Here is a 17,051-nt window from a genome sequence, read left to right as displayed (position 1 = left end):
CACCACGCGAACATATGAGGAGCACGTCATGCCATCAACCGCAGACCGCGAGAAGTCCCTGGAATCGGCTCTCGCCCAGATCGACCGTCAGTTCGGAAAGGGCTCGGTCATGCGACTGGGCAGCGACGAGCGCGCACCTGTCGCCGTCGTCCCGACGGGCTCCATCGCCCTCGACGTCGCCCTCGGTGTGGGCGGCCTCCCGCGTGGACGCATCGTCGAGATCTACGGCCCGGAGTCGTCGGGTAAGACGACCCTGACGCTGCACGCCATCGCCAACGCGCAGCGCGCCGGCGGCATCGCGGCGTTCATCGACGCCGAGCACGCGCTCGACCCCGAGTACGCCAAGAAGCTCGGCGTCGACATCGACGCTCTGCTGGTGTCGCAGCCCGACACCGGTGAGCAGGCTCTCGAGATCGCCGACATGCTCGTGCGCTCCGGGGCGATCGACCTCATCGTCGTCGACTCCGTCGCAGCTCTCGTGCCGCGCGCCGAGATCGAGGGCGAGATGGGCGACTCGCACGTCGGCCTGCAGGCCCGCCTCATGTCGCAGGCGCTGCGCAAGCTGACCGGTGGTCTGAACCAGACCAACACGACCATGATCTTCATCAACCAGTTGCGCGAGAAGATCGGCGTGTTCTTCGGATCTCCCGAGACCACCGCCGGCGGCAAGGCGCTGAAGTTCTACGCGTCGGTCCGCATGGACATCCGTCGGATCGAGACGCTCAAGGACGGCACCGAGGCGGTCGGAAACCGCACGCGTGTCAAGGTCGTCAAGAACAAGATGGCGCCGCCGTTCAAGCAGGCCGAGTTCGACATCCTCTACGGCGTCGGCATCTCCCGCGAAGGCAGCCTGATCGACTTCGGCGTCGAGCACGGCATTGTGAAGAAGTCGGGCTCCTGGTACACCTACGACGGCGACCAGCTCGGCCAGGGCAAGGAGAACGCCCGCAACTTCCTGATCGCGAACCCCGACATCGCACTGACAATCGAGACGCAGATCAAGCAGAAGCTCGGAATCGGAGGACCGGCGGCCGACACGGCAGCTGCACCGGCCGGTGCAGACGAGCTGGCTCAGCGCCGCCCGGCCTGATGCCGCACACGCACGATGACGGGGGCGAGGACCGCCTCGCCCCCGTCATTCCGCTCTTCGGCGGACGAGTCGCACGAGCGTCCGATCTGCAGCCCGGGGAGGTCGACAGCCCGGCGGTCACGATCGACAGGGATGCGGCGCCGGGTCCTCGTCCGGATCGGACGGTCGAACACGGCGAACCCGATGCCGATGACTTCGCCCAACGGGCCGAGGAGGCTCTTGTGCGCAAACTGCGCGCGAGGTCGCTCTCGGTCTCAGAGGCGCGTCAGGTGCTCCGGGGCCACGACCTCGACCAGGGCCGTATCGACGACGTGATCGACCGCTTCTGCGAACGCGGCTACCTCGACGACTCCCTGCTCGCCGAGCATCTGGTGATCTCCGGGGTCGAGCGCAAGGGGCAGGGTCGTGTGGCGCTGTCGCGCGCGCTCGCCCAGCGCGGGATCCCGCGCGACGTCATCGACACCGCCCTCGGCGACCTTCCCGATGACGATGCCGAACGGGCTCTCGAGTTCGCCAGGACCAAGGCCCGGTCGTTGTCGAGGCTCGACTTCGACACGGCGCTGCGCCGACTGATTGGTCAACTCGCACGCCGAGGCTACGGCGGATCGGTCGCCGCCAATGCCGCCCGCACGGCGTTGGGCGAGGCATCCCTCGGGGCGCCGAGGACGGGCGTGAGGTTCGTCGACTCGGACTGACCCCCGAGTCCGTCCGCGGGCGCGCCCTCGTAGAATAGGGAGCACCATGACTATTCCCCGCAGCGAACCGACGATCATCTCGGCGTCCTCTGCGTCCGTCGATGCCGACGGCCGTCAGCGCACGTACGAGGTGCGCACCTTCGGGTGCCAGATGAACGTGCACGATTCCGAACGACTCTCCGGATCCCTGGAGAGCGCCGGGTATCTGCGCGCCGAGGTGGGCACCGAGGCCGACGTCGTCATCATCAACACGTGCGCCGTGCGCGACAACGCCGCAGGCAAGCTGTACGGCACACTCGGACACCTCGCTTCGGTCAAGCGCCGCAAGGAGGGCATGCAGATCGCGGTCGGCGGCTGCCTCGCCCAGATGGACAAGGATGCCGTGCTCGACAAGGCTCCGTGGGTGGACGTCGTCTTCGGCACCCACAACATGGGGTCGCTCCCCGGCCTGCTCGAGCGCGCCAAGCACAACGGCGATGCCGAGCTCGAGATCCTCGAGTCGCTCGAGGTCTTTCCGTCGACCCTCCCGACCAAGCGCGACTCGGCGCACAGCGGCTGGGTATCGATCTCGGTCGGCTGCAACAACACCTGCACGTTCTGCATCGTCCCGAGCCTGCGGGGCAAGGAGAAGGACCGCCGGCCCGGCGACATCCTGAACGAGATTCGCCTCCTCGTCGAGGACGGCGCGATCGAGGTCACCCTGCTCGGCCAGAACGTCAACTCCTACGGCGTGGAGTTCGGCGACCGGCAGGCCTTCGGCAAGCTGCTGCGCGCCACCGGTCAGATCGACGGACTCGAGCGGGTGCGCTTCACAAGTCCCCACCCCGCGGCGTTCACCGACGATGTCATCGATGCGATGGCGGAGACGCCCAATGTCATGCCCCAGCTGCACATGCCGTTGCAGTCCGGCAGCGACCGCATCCTCAAGGCGATGCGCCGCTCCTATCGGAGCGAGAAGTTCCTCGGCATCCTCGACCGCGTGCGCGAGCGCATTCCGCATGCGGCGATCTCCACCGACATCATCGTGGGGTTCCCCGGCGAGACCGACAAGGACTTCGAGGACACCATGCGCGTCGTAGAGCAGGCGCGGTTCGCCAACGCCTTCACGTTCCAGTACTCGATCCGTGAGGGGACGCCCGCCGCGACGATGGAGGATCAGGTTCCCAAGGCCGTCGTCCAGGAGCGCTACGAGCGGCTGATCGCCCTGCAGGAGCGCATCTCGCTCGAGGAGAACCAGAAGCAGGTCGGCCGCGAAGTCGAGGTTCTCGTCTCCGTCGGCGAGGGCAAGAAGGATGCCGAGACGCACCGTCTGACCGGCCGCGCGCAGGACAACCGGCTCGTGCACTTCGAAGTGACCCCCGGCTCCGACCTGCCGCGCCCCGGTGACGTGGTGACCGTGACGATCACCCACGGTGCGCCGTTCCACCTCCTGGCGGACGACCCGACGGGCGCGCCGCTGCGCATCCGGCGCACGCGCGGTGGCGATGCCTGGGATCGCGCACAGGCGGAGTCCTGCGGCGTCCCCGCCCCCTCGGGCGCATCCGGCGGCCCGCGCGCTGTCTCACTGGGCCTGCCCACGCTCCGCGTCGGTGTCTGATCCCGTCTCCTCCTGTTCCGCCGGGGCCCCCGCTGGTCGCCGAGGCCCCTCACCGACGCGTCGCCAGCCGGGGCATCGACGACAGGCGGGGGCGTCGCCATGAGTGATCGGGATCCGCGCATCTGGGCGATCGTCGGCGCCACGGGCACAGGCAAGAGCGACCTCGCACTCCGCCTCGCCGAGGCGCTGCGCGAGAGCGGCAACCCCGCCGAGATCGTCAACGCCGACGCCATGCAGCTCTACCGCGGCATGGACATCGGCACGGCCAAGCTCTCCGTCGACGAGCGCCGCGGCATCCCGCACCACCTGTTCGACGTCCGCGAGGTCACCCAGGACGCCGCCGTGGCCTGGTATCAACCGCTCGCGCGCGCGGCGATCGAGGCCATCCACGCACGCGGCGGCGACGCCGTCCTCGTGGGCGGGTCCGGTCTCTACGTCTCGAGCGTGATCTTCGACTTCCGCTTCCCGCCCCGCGACCCCGCAGTGCGCCAGCGGCTCGAACGAGAACTCGACGAGCAGGGCGCCGGTGCCCTCTTCGCACGGCTGCAGCAGGTGGATGCCGTCACCGCGGCCCGCGTCGACCCGAAGAACGGCCGGCGCATCGTGCGCGCGCTCGAGGTGATCGAGCAGGGCGCGCAGACCCACGGCGCGGCACTCCCCGACGAACCCCTGCTGTGGCACCCGCGGACAAGGATCCTCGGAGTCGAGGCGGACCGCGCGGAACTCGTCGCCCGGCTCGATGCCCGGGTGGAGCGCATGTGGGAGCAGGGCATGCTCGAGGAGGCCGCGCGCCTGCGCGCGGACGGGATCCAACGCGGCACCACCGCACCGCGCGCGATCGGCTACGCGCAGGCGCTCGCGCAGCTGGCGGGGGAGAAGACCGAAGCCGAGGCCATCGCCGAGACGCAGGCCCTCACCCGCCGGTACGCCCGGCGACAGGTGTCGTGGTTCAAGCGATACCCCGGCATCGAGTGGCTCTCGCCGATGTCCGACCCCCGTGACATCCTGGCGGGATGACGACCCACTTCTTCACGGCGACGAGTCTGGACGGATTCATCGCCACTGCGGACCATTCGCTCGACTGGCTGCTGAAGCAGGACTTCCGTCCACGCGGCCATGACCGCGGCGGCGGGCGACAAGGACATCTGGATCGTCGGCGGGGGAGACCTGGCCGGGCAGTTCGTCGACGCGGGGCTGCTCGACGAGGTCTGGCTGCAGTACGCGCCCGTCACGCTCGGCAGCGGTGCTCCGGTGCTGCCGCGATCTCTCGACCTCGAGCTCATCGACGTCGCCCGCAATCGGGCGTTCCTGTGCGGGCGATATCGCGTGCTCCGCGCTGAATAGACTGGATCCATGGTCGCATTCACCAAGGGTCACGGCACGGGCAACGATTTCGTGATCATCGCCGACCCCGACGGGGAGCTCGACCTCACGCCGGAGCAGGTCGCCGCTCTGTGCGACCGCCACTTCGGCATCGGAGCCGACGGCGTGCTGCGCGTCGTCCGCTCGACGGCGATTCCCGAAGGCGCGGCTGCTCTGGCCGAAGAGCCGGCGGCCGAGTGGTTCATGGACTACCGCAACGCCGACGGGTCGATCGCCGAGATGTGCGGCAACGGCGTCCGGGTGTTCGCGCACTACCTCCTCCGAGCGGGACTGGCCACGATCGAACAGGGCTCGACGCTGCCGATCGGCACACGGGCGGGCGTCCGCGACGTGACGACCAGTGCGAACGGATACCAGGTCGACCTCGGCCGGTGGAAGCTGTCGGGCGACAACCCCCTCGCCAAGGCCCGCGGGCTCGATGTGGCCCGCCCGGGCCTGGGCATCGACGTCGGCAATCCGCACGTCGTCGTCGCCCTGGCATCCGAGCAGGAGCTCGAAGGCCTCGAACTCGAATACATCCCCGAACTCGACCCGGCGCTGCCAAACGACGCGAACGTCGAGTTCGTCGTCCCCGGCGAACCGCTCGTCCGAGACGGCATCGGGCACGTCTCGATGCGCGTGTTCGAGCGCGGGGTCGGCGAGACCCTCAGTTGCGGAACCGGCGTGGCGGCCACGGCACTGGCGGTCCGCTACTGGGCGGGGGACCGCGCCCCCGACAACTGGCGCGTCGAGGTGCCGGGCGGCACGCTCGGCGTGCGGATGTTCCCCGCGGAGGACGGCGAGCACGTCGCGCTCTCCGGGCCCGCGCAGCTCGTCTTCAGCGGCACGGTCGACCTCGCCTGACACGTCGGCGGAGCGCAATGAGTCGTCGTGTGACGACTCGGAGTGACAGTGCAGCCGCCGTCCGGTGACGATGGTGCGCATGAGCAAACAGATCCGCTTCAACGCCTTCGACATGAACTGCGTCGCCCACCAGTCCTCCGGGATGTGGCGGCACCCGCAGGATCAGTCAGCGCGCTACAAGGAGCTCGGCTACTGGACCGAGCTCGCGCAGCTGCTCGAGCGCGGCCACTTCGACGGCCTCTTCATCGCGGATGTCCTCGGCACCTACGACGTCTACGGCTCCTCCAACGAGGCAGCCATCCGCCACGGCGCACAGGTGCCCGTGAACGACCCGATCCTGCTCGTGAGCGCGATGGCGGCGGTCACCGAGAACCTCGGCTTCGGCATCACCGCCGGCACCGCGTACGAGCATCCGTATCCCTTCGCGCGCCGCATGACGACGCTCGACCACCTGACGAACGGACGAGTCGGCTGGAACGTCGTCACAGGGTATCTGCCCTCCGCCGCGCGCAACATGGGGCACGACGACCAGCTTGAGCACGACCAGCGCTACGACGTCGCGGACGAGTACCTCGAGGTGACCTACAAGCTCTGGGAGGGCTCGTGGGAGGACGACGCGGTCGTCCGCGACCGCGAGGCCGGGGTTTTCACCGACCCGGCCAAGGTGCACGAGATCGGTCACAGCGGCGAGCACTTCACGGTTCCGGGCATCCACATCTCCGAGCCGTCGCCGCAGCGCACGCCGGTGATCTTCCAGGCCGGCGCCTCGCCGCGCGGGATCGCGTTCGCCGCGGGCAACGCCGAGGCGATCTTCGTCGCGGCCCCGACCAAGACGGTGCTCGCCGGCACCGTGAAGCGCATCCGCGACGCCCTAGAGGCGGCAGGACGCGACCGCTACTCGGCGAAGATCTATACGCTGCTCACGATCATCACCGACGAGACGAGCGAGAAGGCGCACGCGAAGCACGAGGAGTTCCTGCAGTACGCGAGCGACGAAGGTGCGCTGGTGTTCATGTCGGGATGGATGGGGATCGACCTGTCGCAGTTCGACCTCGACGAGCCCATCGGCAACGTCAAGAGCAACGCGATCCAGTCGACGGTGGCGAACTTCCAGCAGGCCGACGACTCCGGCAAGGAGTGGAAGGTGCGCGACATCGCCAAGCTCGGCAGCATCGGGGGCCTCGGGCCCCGCGTCGTCGGATCGCCGGAGGAGGTCGCCGACTTCCTGCAGGAATGGGTGGAGGAGACCGACGTCGACGGATTCAACCTCGCCTACGCGATCACACCGGGCACGTTCGAGGACGTCGTGACGCTCATCGTCCCGGAGCTGCAGCGCCGTGGTGTCTATCAGACCGAGTACGCCCCCGGCACGCTGCGCAACAAGCTGCACGGCCGCGGAGACCGGCTGCCGGACGAGCACCGCGGTGCCGGCTTCAGGATCGGGAACCGGGTCGGCGTCTGATCACGCCAGCGCGATCGGCTCCGTCGGGGGAGAGCCGTGCTTGCGCACCTTGATCACGCGGAATCCCTTGCCCGTGGCCGAGCGGAACACGCTGTAGCCGGGCGTGAAGGTCGCGGCGAGCCAGCGCTGCAGCGAATCCGCGCCGAGATTGCGCTGGACGACCAGCCACGCATCGCTGCGCTCGTCCAGCCGGGGGATCCAGCGCTCGAGCATGTCGTGCAGCACGTTCTTGCCCACGCGGATCGGCGGGTTCGATCGGATGGTGCGGAATCGGATGTCGTCGGGAACATCGTCCGGCCGTACGGCGTTGATATTCGTAACACCCAGCTCATCGGCATTCCGGCGGACGAGGTCCAGCGCGCGTTCATTGACGTCGACGGCCCAGACGGTCGCATGCGGCGAGGCGAGAGCCATCGTGAGACTGATGGGACCCCATCCGCAACCGAGGTCCAGGAAGTCGCCGCCGGGCGGCAGCGGCGGCATGTTGGCGAGGAGCACGGCCGTCCCGGCGTCCAGGCGGTCGGGACTGAACACGCCGCCAGCGGTGGTGACCTCGAGGTCGCGACCGGCGAGAGTCACCCGAATGGTCCGAAGATTCTCCGCACTTGCCGGGGTCGCAGAGAAGTAGTGATCGGACCCCATAGGGCGAGCGTACCGGACGGGCGGGTTAACATTAAGACGCCGAACGTAGAAGGCAGAGGATGACGAAGACCACACATGACACCCACGACGAGACCCTCGATCGTGTGATCGCGAGCGCAGAGAAGCGTACCGAGGCGAGAGTGTTCGGTGCGGCCCAGGCGCTGCAGGATGCCGGCACGGCCGCGTACGGCGACCGCGACGGAGACCAGTGGGATCTCGACGATCGCCATGCGCTGCGCCGCGTCGCCGGGCTCTCCACCGAGCTCGAGGACGTCACCGAGGTCGAGTACCGCCAGCTGCGGCTCGAGAACGTCGTGCTGGTCGGCGTCTACCCGCAGGGCGCGCAGACGGATGCCGAGAACTCGCTGCGCGAACTGGCCGCCCTCGCCGAGACGGCAGGCGCCGTCGTGCTCGACGGCGTGCTGCAGCGGCGCCCGCATCCCGACCCCGCCACGTACCTCGGCCGGGGCAAGGCGCAGGAGCTGAAGGACCTGGTCGCCGCGACCGGCGCCGACACGGTCATCGCCGACACCGAGCTCGCACCCAGCCAGCGCCGCGCGCTGGAGGACGTGGTGAAGGTCAAGGTGATCGATCGCACCACCGTGATCCTCGACATCTTCAGCCAACATGCCAAGAGCCGCGAGGGCAAGGCCCAGGTCGAACTCGCGCAGCTCGAGTACCTGCTGCCTCGTCTGCGCGGCTGGGGTGACTCTATGAGTCGCCAGGCCGGTGGCCAGGTTGGAGCAGGCGGTGCCGGTATGGGCTCCCGCGGTCCCGGTGAGACGAAGATCGAACTCGATCGTCGCCGCATCCGTACGCGCATGGCGCAGCTGCGTCGCCAGATCCGCGACTTCGCACCCGCGCGCGACGCCAAGCGCGCCGAGCGCAAGCGCAACACGATCCCGTCGGTCGCGATCGCCGGGTACACGAACGCCGGCAAGTCGAGTCTGCTCAATGCGCTCACCAGCGCCGGCGTCCTCGTCGAGAACGCGTTGTTCGCGACGCTGGATGCCACGGTGCGCCGCACCACGACCGATGACGGCCGCGTCTACACGTTCACCGACACCGTCGGTTTCGTGCGGAACCTGCCGCACCAGCTCGTCGAGGCGTTCCGCTCGACGCTCGAGGAGGTCGGCGACGCCGACATCGTCCTGCACATCGTGGACGGGTCCCACCCCGACCCCGCCGGTCAGCTGCAGACGGTGCGCGACGTCATGGGCGACGTGGGCGCCCGAGACCTGCCCGAGATCGTCGTGTTCAACAAGGCCGACATCATCCCCGAGGACGAACGGCTCGTGCTCCAGGGCCTCGAGCCGAAGGCGCACTTCGTCTCATCGCGCACCGGCGAGGGGATCGCGCAGCTGCGCGCCGCGATCGATGAGGCCCTGCCGATGCCGGCCGTCGAGGTGCACGCCCTCGTGCCGTACGACAGGGGAGACCTCGTCGCGGCCGTGCACGAGACGGGCATCCTCGTCTCGGCGGAGCACGGCGAGCACGGGACGCAGATCCACGCGCACGTCTCGGAGCGCCTCGCGGCGGAACTGGCTCCATTCCGCAGCTGACGCGCCTCAGCGAGCGGTGAAGCGGGCCTCGACGGTCGCCGAGACCACGATGTCCTCCGGCTCGTACTCCATCGCGGGCCCGGACTCCGCGGATGCCGCGAAGGCCGCGCCGCGCGCCTTCATCATCTGCGGGGCGGGCGACTGCTCGCGAGAGATGAGACCGGTGTCCGCGATCTCCAACGGCGTGACGGATTCGAGTCCGAGGGCGCCGGCGTACGCCTGGGCGCGCTGCACGGCGACGCCGACCGCCGCGGATGCGACTTCGCGCTCGACGTCGGCACGCGTCTGCGGTGTGAGGTGCCAGTTCACCCAGCCGACCTCGACACCGTCCCATGCAGAGATCTCGGACACCCAGACCGACAGCTCAGAGGCCTCGCCGAACGTCGCGGTGAAGTCGATGCTCGCGTGGTACACGAGCGCGAGGCGCTTGCCCTGGTTGTTCCACGGGCGCTCCGCGCGCACCGCGAGGCGCTTGCTGGTCCATTCGATGAGCGTTCCGGCAGCCTGCCGTTCGGAGAGCCCGGTGCGAACCGGTTCGGCCAGTCGCATGGCGTGATCCACGACGGCTGCGCGCGCGGCGCCCTCCGTGCGGACCGTGACGTGGATGGTGGCGCGCTCGGGAGCGATGCGCTCCTCGTGCTCGCCCCGGACGGTGATTGTGACGTCGCTCATGGTGTAGACTGTAATGCTCGGATGCTCCGGTTTCCGAGATGGTAATTCCACAGTGTGACAGCGGTCCTTTCGCAAGAAGGAACACGGGGCTGATCGGTTTCGACAGCGCCTGTGAATCCACGAGAAGCGGGCCGAGGATGCAGGGTTATCTCGTGAACGCTCCCTGCAAAAATATAGTTGCCGAATCCAAGCGCAACGACTTCGCCCTCGCTGCATAAGCGAGCCCGATAGTCCGTCAGACCGTATGTGATTCCGATACGGATCCTGGCGTCATCTAGGAATCTTGCTGCGTGACGGCGTCTGGACGTCACGTGGGACTCTTCCCAGGCTGGGCTTGTCGACTTAGGTGTCTGTGACAAAGGTCGGAGCCGAGCAGAACGTCTGCACAGACTGCGCCCGGAGAAGCCGTGGATACTCAGCGCTGGACGGGGGTTCGATTCCCCCCAGCTCCACCGAACCGCTGTCACTGTGGATAACCCCCCGCGATCCCTTACGAGAGTGAGGATCGCGGGGGTTTCTTTTTGCGCTCGCGGCCTGTGGATAACTCGCCCGTGACGAAGTCCACCGCGTCCGCGGTTGAACGGGCGACCTCCCCGCCGATCATCGTCCACGAGAACCGCTGACCCCCTCTCACGTACGAAAGCCCCGCATCTGACCATCCGATCGGGTGCGGGGCGCTTCGTCGTCGCTAATACCGTGGGCGTCGCCGTTCGAGACGGGGGCACCGCAAGGCACGAGCTCGAGATATAGAGCACGGCGAGGCCCTCCACGTGGGGGCCTCTCGCTCTGTCAGCCGATATTGTCACTGGTATGGACGCTGAGACCCAAGCCCTTCTCTACTGGACCGTGATCGTCGTCGGGAGTCTGCTCGCGACCCTCGTCACATGGCTGTTGCTGTACTCCGCGATCCGCATGGGCGTCTTCCACGGGCTCCGCGCGCACACACGGTGGATCGACGACGGCAAGGACTACGAGAAAGTCCGCTGAGCACGTTCCGTGCCCACATTTTGCCCACACTTGCCCCCCACGCACCTCGGAAACAGCACTCACTCACGCCCGCTTCTGCCGCGTGATTGCGGGGGAGGAGTACAACAGTATGCCGCGTGGCGTAGTTCGATTCCCCCCAAGCTCCACAAACGATCGAGCTGTAGAAGTGGCGAGCGAAGCACGTCACAATACAACCGCTGTCACATGACGAAGGCCCGTGGCGGAGAGATCCGCCACGGGCCTTCGTCGTGTTGTCACGGCCGCTGGATGAGCAGGAGGCCCTGCCGGGTGTCGGCGAGGGTCACCCACCCGTCGCCGAACTCGTAAGTCATTCCGTAGCCGTCCTCGTCCACGGCGAAGGCGTTGTCAGGATCCTCGGTGATGTACAGGTGCCCGTCCGCGTCCGCCCGGAGCCAACCCTGCGACAGGAGCTTCTGCTGAGCCGACGTGGACGCCCCGGCATCCATCGGCGCCCAGCCGAACACTTGGACGTGATCGGAGGGCACGGTGTAGTCGCCCCACACGCACTCGAAGCCGTCCTCGACGATGTCCTCGCCGATGCGGAACTCCCGCTGCTTGAACGTCCAGCCCTGCTCGGCGAACATCGCCGTCGTGCTCGGCTCGAGGATCGTCTCGCAGGTCGGCTCGGCGCCCGGAGTCTCCACCGGCTCGGTCTCGACAGGTTCGGGCGTGGAAGCCGGATCCGGTGCCGAAGCGGTGGGCGTCGGCGTACTGGTCGGGGCGACTTCGGGCTCGGCCGCGCATCCGGAGACACCGGCGAGCACAGCGATCGACGCGAGCGCCATGACGGGGATTCTGCGGTTCATCTCAGGCCTCCTCATGCACGAGATCGAGGAAGGCATCGTGCAGGATGCCGTTGGATGCGAGCACCGACCGCTCGGAGATGCTGTCGTTGCCGTCGAACGAGGTGAAGGAGCCGCCGGCCTCGCGCACGATCGGCACGGCAGCGGCGATGTCGTACTCCTTCACATCGAACTCGGCCACCATCTCGAGCCGGCCCTCGGCGAGCAGCATGTAGGCGTACACGTCGCCTAGAGCGCGATCACGCCAGACCCTGTCCGCGAGGCGGAGCAGGGCGGGAAGGTGCCCGGCATCGGCCCACTGGGTGATGCTCTGGAAGCTGACCGCGGCGTCGTCGAGGGACGATACCGCCGACGTGCGGATCTGCCGGGGCCGGGGATGCGCCGCGGTCCACGCGCCCGCTCCCGTGCTGGCCCACCAGCGTCGCCCCAGCGCTGGCATGCTCACGACGCCGACCTGGGGCACGCCGTCGACGGCGAGCGCGATCATCGTGCCCCACAGCGGCACCCCGCGCATGAAGTTCGCCGTGCCGTCGATCGGGTCGATTATCCACTGCCGCTGCGTGTCGCCGGACGAGCCGAACTCCTCGCCGAAGATGCCGTCGGCGGGACGCTCGTCGGCGAGCATCGCGCGGAGCGTGCGCTCGGTGGCAAGGTCCGCATCCGTCACGTGGGTGCGATCGGCCTTCGTCGAGATCTGCAGATCCGCGGCGTCGAAGCGGGGGAGCGACTCGGCATCCGCGGCGTCCGCCAGCCGCAGAGCGAGATCGAGATCGGCGGCGAGGCCTGCCGCGTCAGGGGAATCGGTCACGCTCTCAGACTAGTCGGCGCGATCGTCGCCGGAATGCAGAAAAGCCCCGGAGCACTGGCGAGAGTGCTCCGGGGCTGATCCGTGCGCCCCCAGGGACTTGAACCCTGAACCCATTGATTAAGAGTCAATTGCTCTGCCGATTGAGCTAGAGGCGCATGGCCTGGGATCTCTCCCGGCCGAGGAATTACATTACCAGCTTCGCAGCCTCATGCGAAATCGGCGCCGCATCCTCACTCGACCGTGATCGTGCGACCGCCTGTGAGCCGCTGCAAGGTCTCGAAAGTCAGGGGCATGACGGTGTGCGGATGCCCGGCGGCCGCCCAGATCTCATCGAAGTCGAGGAGCTTCTCGTCGAGGAACGTGCGCAACCGCGTCGGGTGTCCGATTGGCGCGACGCCGCCGATCGCCTGACCGGTCGCGGCCCGCACGACCGAGGCCGGCGCCATGTGCACGGCCTCCGCTCCCAGTTCGGAGGCGAGCACGGCGAGGTCGGCGCGGTGGCCGCCGCTGGTCATCACGAGCACGGGCTCGTCGTCGGCGAGGAACACGAGGCTGTTCGCGATCGCCGCGACCTCGCAGCCGATGGCCGCTGCCGCTTCCGCGGCGGTGCGGGCGGAATCGGGCAGCACCCGGATCGCAGGTACGATGCCGGCCGCTTCCAGGTGCTGGCTGACGATGCGACTGCGCTCGGGGAGGGTTTCACTCATGGGTGCCAACGTACCCGGGCGTGTCAGGCGGCGTCGCCGACCGTGATGGCCTCGGCGTCCTCGGCGACGCGATCCTTGGGCTCATCGTCGATCCGAGCGAGGATCCTCCGCCCGAGGAGAACGGTCAGCGCGGCGACGAGGACGGACGCCGCGGCGAACAGGTACGGCACGGTCGAGTTGAACGCGTGCCACAGCAGGGCGGCGATCGGTGGAGCCATCGCGCCGCCGATGAAGCGCACGGCCGAGTACGCCGACGAGGCGACCGATCGCGGGAGGTCGGTCGCCTCCATGACGGCTTCGGTGAGGACGGTGTTCATGACGCCGAGGAGCAGGCCGCCGATGATGATGCAGACGACGAGTGCGGATGCCGTCTCGGCGAGGATTCCCGCGGCGACAAGGTCGACCGCGAGCAGGGGCAGCATCGTGAGGATGATTGCCGTGCGCGACATGCGCCTCATCATCCACGGCGCCAGCCAGATGCTGGTGATCGCCAGTGCCGCGCCCCAGCCGAAGAACGTGAACCCGATGCCCATCGCGCCGAAGCCCAGCGGGAACGGCGAGAACGCGAGCAGCACGAAGAAGCCGATGTTGTAGAACAGCGCCGCCACGGCGAGGATCGCGAGGGCCGGGCGTCCGAGCGCCGTGAACGGCGCCGAGAACCGCACGGGTACCCGCTTCTCGCCGGAACCGCGCAGCAGCGTGAACACGGCGATGAAGGCGATGGCCATGAGGGCGACGACGCCGAAGAACGGACCGCGCCAGCTGACCTCGCCGAGCAGTCCGCCCAGCAGCGGCCCGATCGCGATGCCGAGGCCGAGCGCCGCCTCGTAGAGCACGATCGCCGCACCGCTGCCGCCGGACGCGGAGCCGACGATCGTCGCCAGTGCCGTCGAGATGAACAGGGCATTGCCCAGGCCCCACCCGGCCCGGAATCCGATGATCGCGTCGACGCTGCCGCTGAGCGCCGAGGCCAGGGCGAACGCCACGATCAGGCCCAATCCGATCATCAGCGTCGCCTTTGCTCCGATGCGGCTGGAGACCCAGCTCGTGATGAGCATCGCCACCCCCGTGACGAGCAGGTAACTGGTGAACAGCAGTTCGGTCTCGGTCGGGCTCGCCTGCAGCGACTCGGCGATCGCCGGGAGGATCGGGTCGACGAGGCCGATGCCCATGAATGCGACGACGCTCGCGAAGGCGACGGCCCAAACCTGGGCGGGCTGGCGCCAGATCGATCCGGTTGCTGTCGCGTCGCCTGAGACGGCCGTGTTCACGCGTTCTCTCCTGTCTGTTCGGATTCTTCGATGCTGTGCGCGGCGAGGATCTCGGCCGAGCGGCGCAGTGCGTCCCAGTCCGCGGTGTCGAGGTCGGCGAAGCGCGGTGCGAGCGCGGCGCGGAATGATTCGCGCCACTCCGCGAGTGCCCGCAGTCCCTCCGGTGTGATGTCGACGACGGTCGCGCGCGAATCGGAGGGATCGGGGGAGCGGGTAACGAGTCCGGCGCGCTCCAGGTCGCCCACCAGTCGCGTCATTCCCGGCTGGGTCGTGCGCGAGGCGCGGGCGAGCTCCCCGACACGTCTTCCTGGGGTCCGCTCGAGCAGAGTGAGCGCGCGCCACTGGGCTGCGGGTGCGTCGTTCTCGGCATCCTGCGCGGCGATGCGAGCCAGCGCGTGCGCGGAGACCACGATCGACGAGATGACGTCGGGGCTATTCATACCAAACAATATATATTAGTTGGCATGGACCCCGCGGGCATGCGAGCCGGAGCAGCTCGTGTCGATCATCCTGGGGCCGACGGCCGAGCGCCTCTCGACGCGCTGGACCGATGCGGCGCAGTACGGGGAGGGCTTCTGGCCGAACCACCCCGCGTGCGGGGGCGACTGGAGCCGCGGCCTGCAGAACGCGGAGCCCGGACTGTACCGGGCGGCTCACCGGGAGCGGCTGCTCGCGGACCACCCCGAGGTCGCCCATCGGCACCTGGAGGGGCTGAACCACTATACGGTCGTGATGAGCGAGCGGGGGGCGCGGCAGCTCGCACCGCTCGTGCAGTCCGCGATCGCGGCCGTGGACGCCTGAGCGGACGGAGTCAGCGCCTGGCGCCCGCGATGCGGGACGACAGCTGATGCGCGTGCGCCATGAGCGTGCGTCCCAGGTCGGCGATCCGGTCGGGGCCGAAGCGGAACTCGACGCCGGTGAGGCTCAGTGCCCACTCCGGGCGGCCCGTGCGGTCGAAGACAGCGGCACCCATGCCCCAGCTGCCGTTGACGATGAGTCCGGGGTTCACGGCGAAGCCCCGCTCCTTCGTCTCCGCCAGGCGGCGTCGCAGGGGAGCGCGCGCATGCGTCCTGCCCCAGCGCTCGCTGAGGTCGGGATGCCGGTCGAGATAGGCATCCACATCGTGGTCAGGCAGGAACGAGAGGATCGCGAGCCCGGCGCTCGCGACCCCGAGCGGGAAGCGCACCCCCTCGCTCAGGACGAACGAGCGGATGGGGAAAGACCCCTCCTCCCGCAGCAGGCACACGGTCTCATCCGCGCGGCGCACCGAGAGGAACGCGCTCTCCTCGGTCTTGACGGCCAGGGCGCGCACGATGTCGCGGGCGAGGGCGGTCACGTCGTACCGCGCTGCGGCCACGGATCCCATCAGGAACAGCTCAGGGCCCGGCATCCACAGCCCGCTCTCCTCATCGCGGTCGACGAGCCCCTCGGCCCGCAGGGCGGACAGGAGCCGGTGCGTCGTCGAACGCGAGAGGTCGGCGGTCCTGGCGAGGTCCTGCAGCGCCGCGCCGTCGCCGGCGGTCGACGTCACCAGGCGCAGGAGCCGCGCTGCTCTGGCGACCGCCTGCGCGCCCGGCACGGAACGATTCGAGGTGTCCACAATGTGGACGCTATCCGCAGATCCGACCACATCGCAAGAAGGCGCTTCGAGTACGGACTCGGAAGGCGGATGCTTGAGGAAGACCTGACCCGAAGGAGTGCTGCGTGATCGACAAGCAATGGTCCTCGGCCGCCGAAGCCGTCGCCGATATCCAGGACGGTGACTCCCTGGCCGTCGGCGGGTTCGGCCTCTCCGGAAACCCGATCGCCCTCATCGAGGCCGTGCTCGCACAGGGCACGACCGACCTCAGCATCGTCAGCAACAACTGCGGCGTCGACGACTGGGGCCTCGGCATCCTGCTGAACGCGCAGCGGATCCGCAAGATGACGTCGTCGTACGTCGGCGAGAACAAGGAGTTCGAGCGGCAGTTCCTCTCCGGTGAGCTCGAGCTCGAACTCACCCCACAGGGCACGCTCGCCGAGAAGCTGCGCGCAGGCGGATCCGGCGTCTCGGCGTTCTTCACGCAGACGGGCGTCGGCACCCAGGTCGCCGAAGGCGGCCTGCCGCGCCGCTACAACGCCGACGGCTCGATCGCCGTCGCCTCGCCCGTGAAGGAGGTGCGCCCCTTCGACGTCGGCGGCGTCCAGAAGGACTTCGTGCTCGAAGAGGCCATCACCACGGACTTCTCACTCGTGCACGCCGCCGTCGGCGACCGCCACGGCAACCTCGTGTTCAACAAGGCCGCCCGCAACTTCAACCCGCTCGCCGCAATGGCCGGCCGGGTGTGCATCGCCCAGGTCGAGAGGCTCGTCGAGCCCGGCGAGATCGACCCCGACAGCGTCCATCTCCCGGGCGTGTTCGTGCACCGCGTCGTCGAGGTCGGCACGGACATCGAGAAGCGCATCGAGCGGCGCACGGTTTCACAGCCGGCGGCCTCGCAGCCGGCGACCACCACGGAAGGAGCCTGA

The 17,051-nt window shown here is 68.6% G+C and carries 19 protein-coding genes, 1 tRNA gene and 1 other RNA gene; 12 read left to right on the top strand and 9 right to left on the bottom strand.

What is annotated here, in order from left to right:
* The first annotated feature begins 28 nt into the window (after positions 1-28).
* The 7 genes from recA to KEC56_RS06440 all read left to right on the top strand — a co-directional run bounded on the left by recA (position 29) and on the right by KEC56_RS06440 (position 7,070).
* Positions 29-1,090 (top strand): recombinase RecA, encoded by a 1,062-nt coding sequence (gene recA / locus KEC56_RS06470; protein WP_227530297.1) that lies wholly within the window; start codon positions 29-31, stop codon positions 1,088-1,090.
* Positions 1,090-1,785, top strand: a complete 696-nt coding sequence (locus KEC56_RS06465; RefSeq protein ID WP_227530296.1) for a regulatory protein RecX — start codon at positions 1,090-1,092, stop codon at positions 1,783-1,785. The genes recA and KEC56_RS06465 overlap by 1 nt, the downstream gene beginning before the upstream one ends.
* Before the next feature lie 46 nt (positions 1,786-1,831).
* Complete coding sequence (miaB, locus tag KEC56_RS06460; protein WP_227530295.1) at positions 1,832-3,382, top strand: tRNA (N6-isopentenyl adenosine(37)-C2)-methylthiotransferase MiaB; 1,551 nt, start codon at positions 1,832-1,834, stop codon at positions 3,380-3,382.
* Positions 3,383-3,481: 99 nt separating this feature from the next.
* Entirely contained in the window at positions 3,482-4,399 is a 918-nt protein-coding gene (gene miaA, locus KEC56_RS06455; RefSeq protein WP_227530294.1) for a tRNA (adenosine(37)-N6)-dimethylallyltransferase MiaA, read from the top strand.
* 99 nt (positions 4,400-4,498) lie between these two features.
* Positions 4,499-4,726, top strand: a complete 228-nt coding sequence (locus tag KEC56_RS06450) for a dihydrofolate reductase family protein (RefSeq protein ID WP_227530293.1) — start codon at positions 4,499-4,501, stop codon at positions 4,724-4,726.
* 9 nt (positions 4,727-4,735) lie between these two features.
* Positions 4,736-5,608 carry a diaminopimelate epimerase gene (gene dapF / locus KEC56_RS06445; protein ID WP_227530292.1) on the top strand — a complete coding sequence of 291 codons (873 nt, stop codon included), beginning with the start codon at positions 4,736-4,738 and terminating at the stop codon, positions 5,606-5,608.
* A gap of 79 nt (positions 5,609-5,687) precedes the next feature.
* Entirely contained in the window at positions 5,688-7,070 is a 1,383-nt protein-coding gene (locus KEC56_RS06440; RefSeq protein WP_227530291.1) for an LLM class flavin-dependent oxidoreductase, read from the top strand.
* Here KEC56_RS06440 and KEC56_RS06435 read toward each other — a convergent pair whose 3' ends face one another.
* Positions 7,071-7,712, bottom strand: a complete 642-nt coding sequence (locus tag KEC56_RS06435; RefSeq protein WP_227530290.1) for a class I SAM-dependent methyltransferase — start codon at positions 7,710-7,712, stop codon at positions 7,071-7,073.
* 59 nt (positions 7,713-7,771) lie between these two features.
* Here KEC56_RS06435 and hflX point away from each other — a divergent pair, with 59 nt between their 5' ends.
* Positions 7,772-9,274, top strand: coding sequence for a GTPase HflX (hflX, locus tag KEC56_RS06430; protein ID WP_227530289.1), 1,503 nt, complete (start codon positions 7,772-7,774; stop codon positions 9,272-9,274).
* A gap of 6 nt (positions 9,275-9,280) precedes the next feature.
* Here hflX and KEC56_RS06425 read toward each other — a convergent pair whose 3' ends face one another.
* On the bottom strand, positions 9,281-9,946 hold the full coding sequence (locus tag KEC56_RS06425) for an SIMPL domain-containing protein (protein ID WP_227530288.1): 666 nt from the start codon (positions 9,944-9,946) through the stop codon (positions 9,281-9,283).
* Between the two features lie 85 nt (positions 9,947-10,031).
* Here KEC56_RS06425 and ssrA point away from each other — a divergent pair.
* Positions 10,032-10,401: a transfer-messenger RNA gene (ssrA, locus tag KEC56_RS06420) on the top strand.
* A 355-nt stretch (positions 10,402-10,756) separates the two neighbouring features.
* Positions 10,757-10,933, top strand: coding sequence for a hypothetical protein (locus KEC56_RS06415; protein WP_227530287.1), 177 nt, complete (start codon positions 10,757-10,759; stop codon positions 10,931-10,933).
* 254 nt (positions 10,934-11,187) lie between these two features.
* Here KEC56_RS06415 and KEC56_RS06410 read toward each other — a convergent pair whose 3' ends face one another.
* The 6 genes from KEC56_RS06410 to KEC56_RS06385 all read right to left on the bottom strand — a co-directional run bounded on the left by KEC56_RS06410 (position 11,188) and on the right by KEC56_RS06385 (position 14,983).
* The gene (locus tag KEC56_RS06410; RefSeq protein WP_227530286.1) at positions 11,188-11,760 is read right to left on the bottom strand and encodes an RAD23 family protein; all 573 of its coding nucleotides are present in this window, start codon (positions 11,758-11,760) and stop codon (positions 11,188-11,190) included.
* 1 nt (position 11,761) lies between these two features.
* Entirely contained in the window at positions 11,762-12,565 is an 804-nt protein-coding gene (locus tag KEC56_RS06405; protein WP_227530285.1) for an inositol monophosphatase family protein, read from the bottom strand.
* A gap of 82 nt (positions 12,566-12,647) precedes the next feature.
* Positions 12,648-12,720: transfer RNA gene (locus KEC56_RS06400), tRNA-Lys, on the bottom strand.
* A 75-nt stretch (positions 12,721-12,795) separates the two neighbouring features.
* A complete protein-coding gene (locus KEC56_RS06395) occupies positions 12,796-13,272 on the bottom strand; it encodes a YbaK/EbsC family protein (RefSeq protein ID WP_175986102.1) in 477 nt (158 codons plus the stop codon).
* A gap of 23 nt (positions 13,273-13,295) precedes the next feature.
* Positions 13,296-14,543, bottom strand: coding sequence for an MFS transporter (locus KEC56_RS06390; RefSeq protein ID WP_217702951.1), 1,248 nt, complete (start codon positions 14,541-14,543; stop codon positions 13,296-13,298).
* Positions 14,540-14,983 carry a MarR family winged helix-turn-helix transcriptional regulator gene (locus KEC56_RS06385; protein ID WP_175986103.1) on the bottom strand — a complete coding sequence of 148 codons (444 nt, stop codon included), beginning with the start codon at positions 14,981-14,983 and terminating at the stop codon, positions 14,540-14,542. Before KEC56_RS06385 ends, KEC56_RS06390 begins: the two co-directional genes overlap by 4 nt.
* Before the next feature lie 19 nt (positions 14,984-15,002).
* On the opposite strand from KEC56_RS06385, the gene KEC56_RS06380 reads away from it, so the two are divergent.
* Positions 15,003-15,344 carry a hypothetical protein gene (locus KEC56_RS06380; RefSeq protein WP_175986104.1) on the top strand — a complete coding sequence of 114 codons (342 nt, stop codon included), beginning with the start codon at positions 15,003-15,005 and terminating at the stop codon, positions 15,342-15,344.
* Between the two features lie 10 nt (positions 15,345-15,354).
* Here the strand turns inward: KEC56_RS06380 and KEC56_RS06375 are convergent, their stop codons facing one another.
* On the bottom strand, positions 15,355-16,143 hold the full coding sequence (locus KEC56_RS06375; RefSeq protein ID WP_175986105.1) for an IclR family transcriptional regulator: 789 nt from the start codon (positions 16,141-16,143) through the stop codon (positions 15,355-15,357).
* A gap of 104 nt (positions 16,144-16,247) precedes the next feature.
* On the opposite strand from KEC56_RS06375, the gene KEC56_RS06370 reads away from it, so the two are divergent.
* The gene (locus KEC56_RS06370) at positions 16,248-17,051 is read left to right on the top strand and encodes a CoA transferase subunit A (protein ID WP_175986106.1); all 804 of its coding nucleotides are present in this window, start codon (positions 16,248-16,250) and stop codon (positions 17,049-17,051) included.

Origin of the sequence: Microbacterium tenebrionis, from assembly GCF_020682665.1 — a bacterium.
Taxonomy (GTDB): Bacteria; Actinomycetota; Actinomycetes; order Actinomycetales; family Microbacteriaceae; genus Microbacterium; species Microbacterium tenebrionis.
Note: the sequence above shows the minus strand (reverse complement) of the source record. Positions and strands in the feature narration are given on the sequence as shown.

Excerpts from the sequence above, each read along its gene's own strand:
- KEC56_RS06415 (WP_227530287.1), top strand. The coding sequence starts at position 10,757 with ATGGACGCTGAGACCCAAGCCCTTCTCTACTGGACCGTGATCGTCGTC.
- KEC56_RS06425 (WP_227530288.1), bottom strand. The coding sequence starts at position 9,946 with ATGAGCGACGTCACAATCACCGTCCGGGGCGAGCACGAGGAGCGCATC.
- miaA (WP_227530294.1), top strand. The coding sequence starts at position 3,482 with ATGAGTGATCGGGATCCGCGCATCTGGGCGATCGTCGGCGCCACGGGC.
- KEC56_RS06385 (WP_175986103.1), bottom strand. The coding sequence starts at position 14,983 with ATGAATAGCCCCGACGTCATCTCGTCGATCGTGGTCTCCGCGCACGCG.
- KEC56_RS06395 (WP_175986102.1), bottom strand. The coding sequence starts at position 13,272 with ATGAGTGAAACCCTCCCCGAGCGCAGTCGCATCGTCAGCCAGCACCTG.
- KEC56_RS06435 (WP_227530290.1), bottom strand. The coding sequence starts at position 7,712 with ATGGGGTCCGATCACTACTTCTCTGCGACCCCGGCAAGTGCGGAGAAT.
- KEC56_RS06465 (WP_227530296.1), top strand. The coding sequence starts at position 1,090 with ATGCCGCACACGCACGATGACGGGGGCGAGGACCGCCTCGCCCCCGTC.
- miaB (WP_227530295.1), top strand. The coding sequence starts at position 1,832 with ATGACTATTCCCCGCAGCGAACCGACGATCATCTCGGCGTCCTCTGCG.
- dapF (WP_227530292.1), top strand. The coding sequence starts at position 4,736 with ATGGTCGCATTCACCAAGGGTCACGGCACGGGCAACGATTTCGTGATC.
- KEC56_RS06440 (WP_227530291.1), top strand. The coding sequence starts at position 5,688 with ATGAGCAAACAGATCCGCTTCAACGCCTTCGACATGAACTGCGTCGCC.
- recA (WP_227530297.1), top strand. The coding sequence starts at position 29 with ATGCCATCAACCGCAGACCGCGAGAAGTCCCTGGAATCGGCTCTCGCC.
- KEC56_RS06450 (WP_227530293.1), top strand. The coding sequence starts at position 4,499 with ATGACCGCGGCGGCGGGCGACAAGGACATCTGGATCGTCGGCGGGGGA.
- KEC56_RS06410 (WP_227530286.1), bottom strand. The coding sequence starts at position 11,760 with ATGAACCGCAGAATCCCCGTCATGGCGCTCGCGTCGATCGCTGTGCTC.
- hflX (WP_227530289.1), top strand. The coding sequence starts at position 7,772 with ATGACGAAGACCACACATGACACCCACGACGAGACCCTCGATCGTGTG.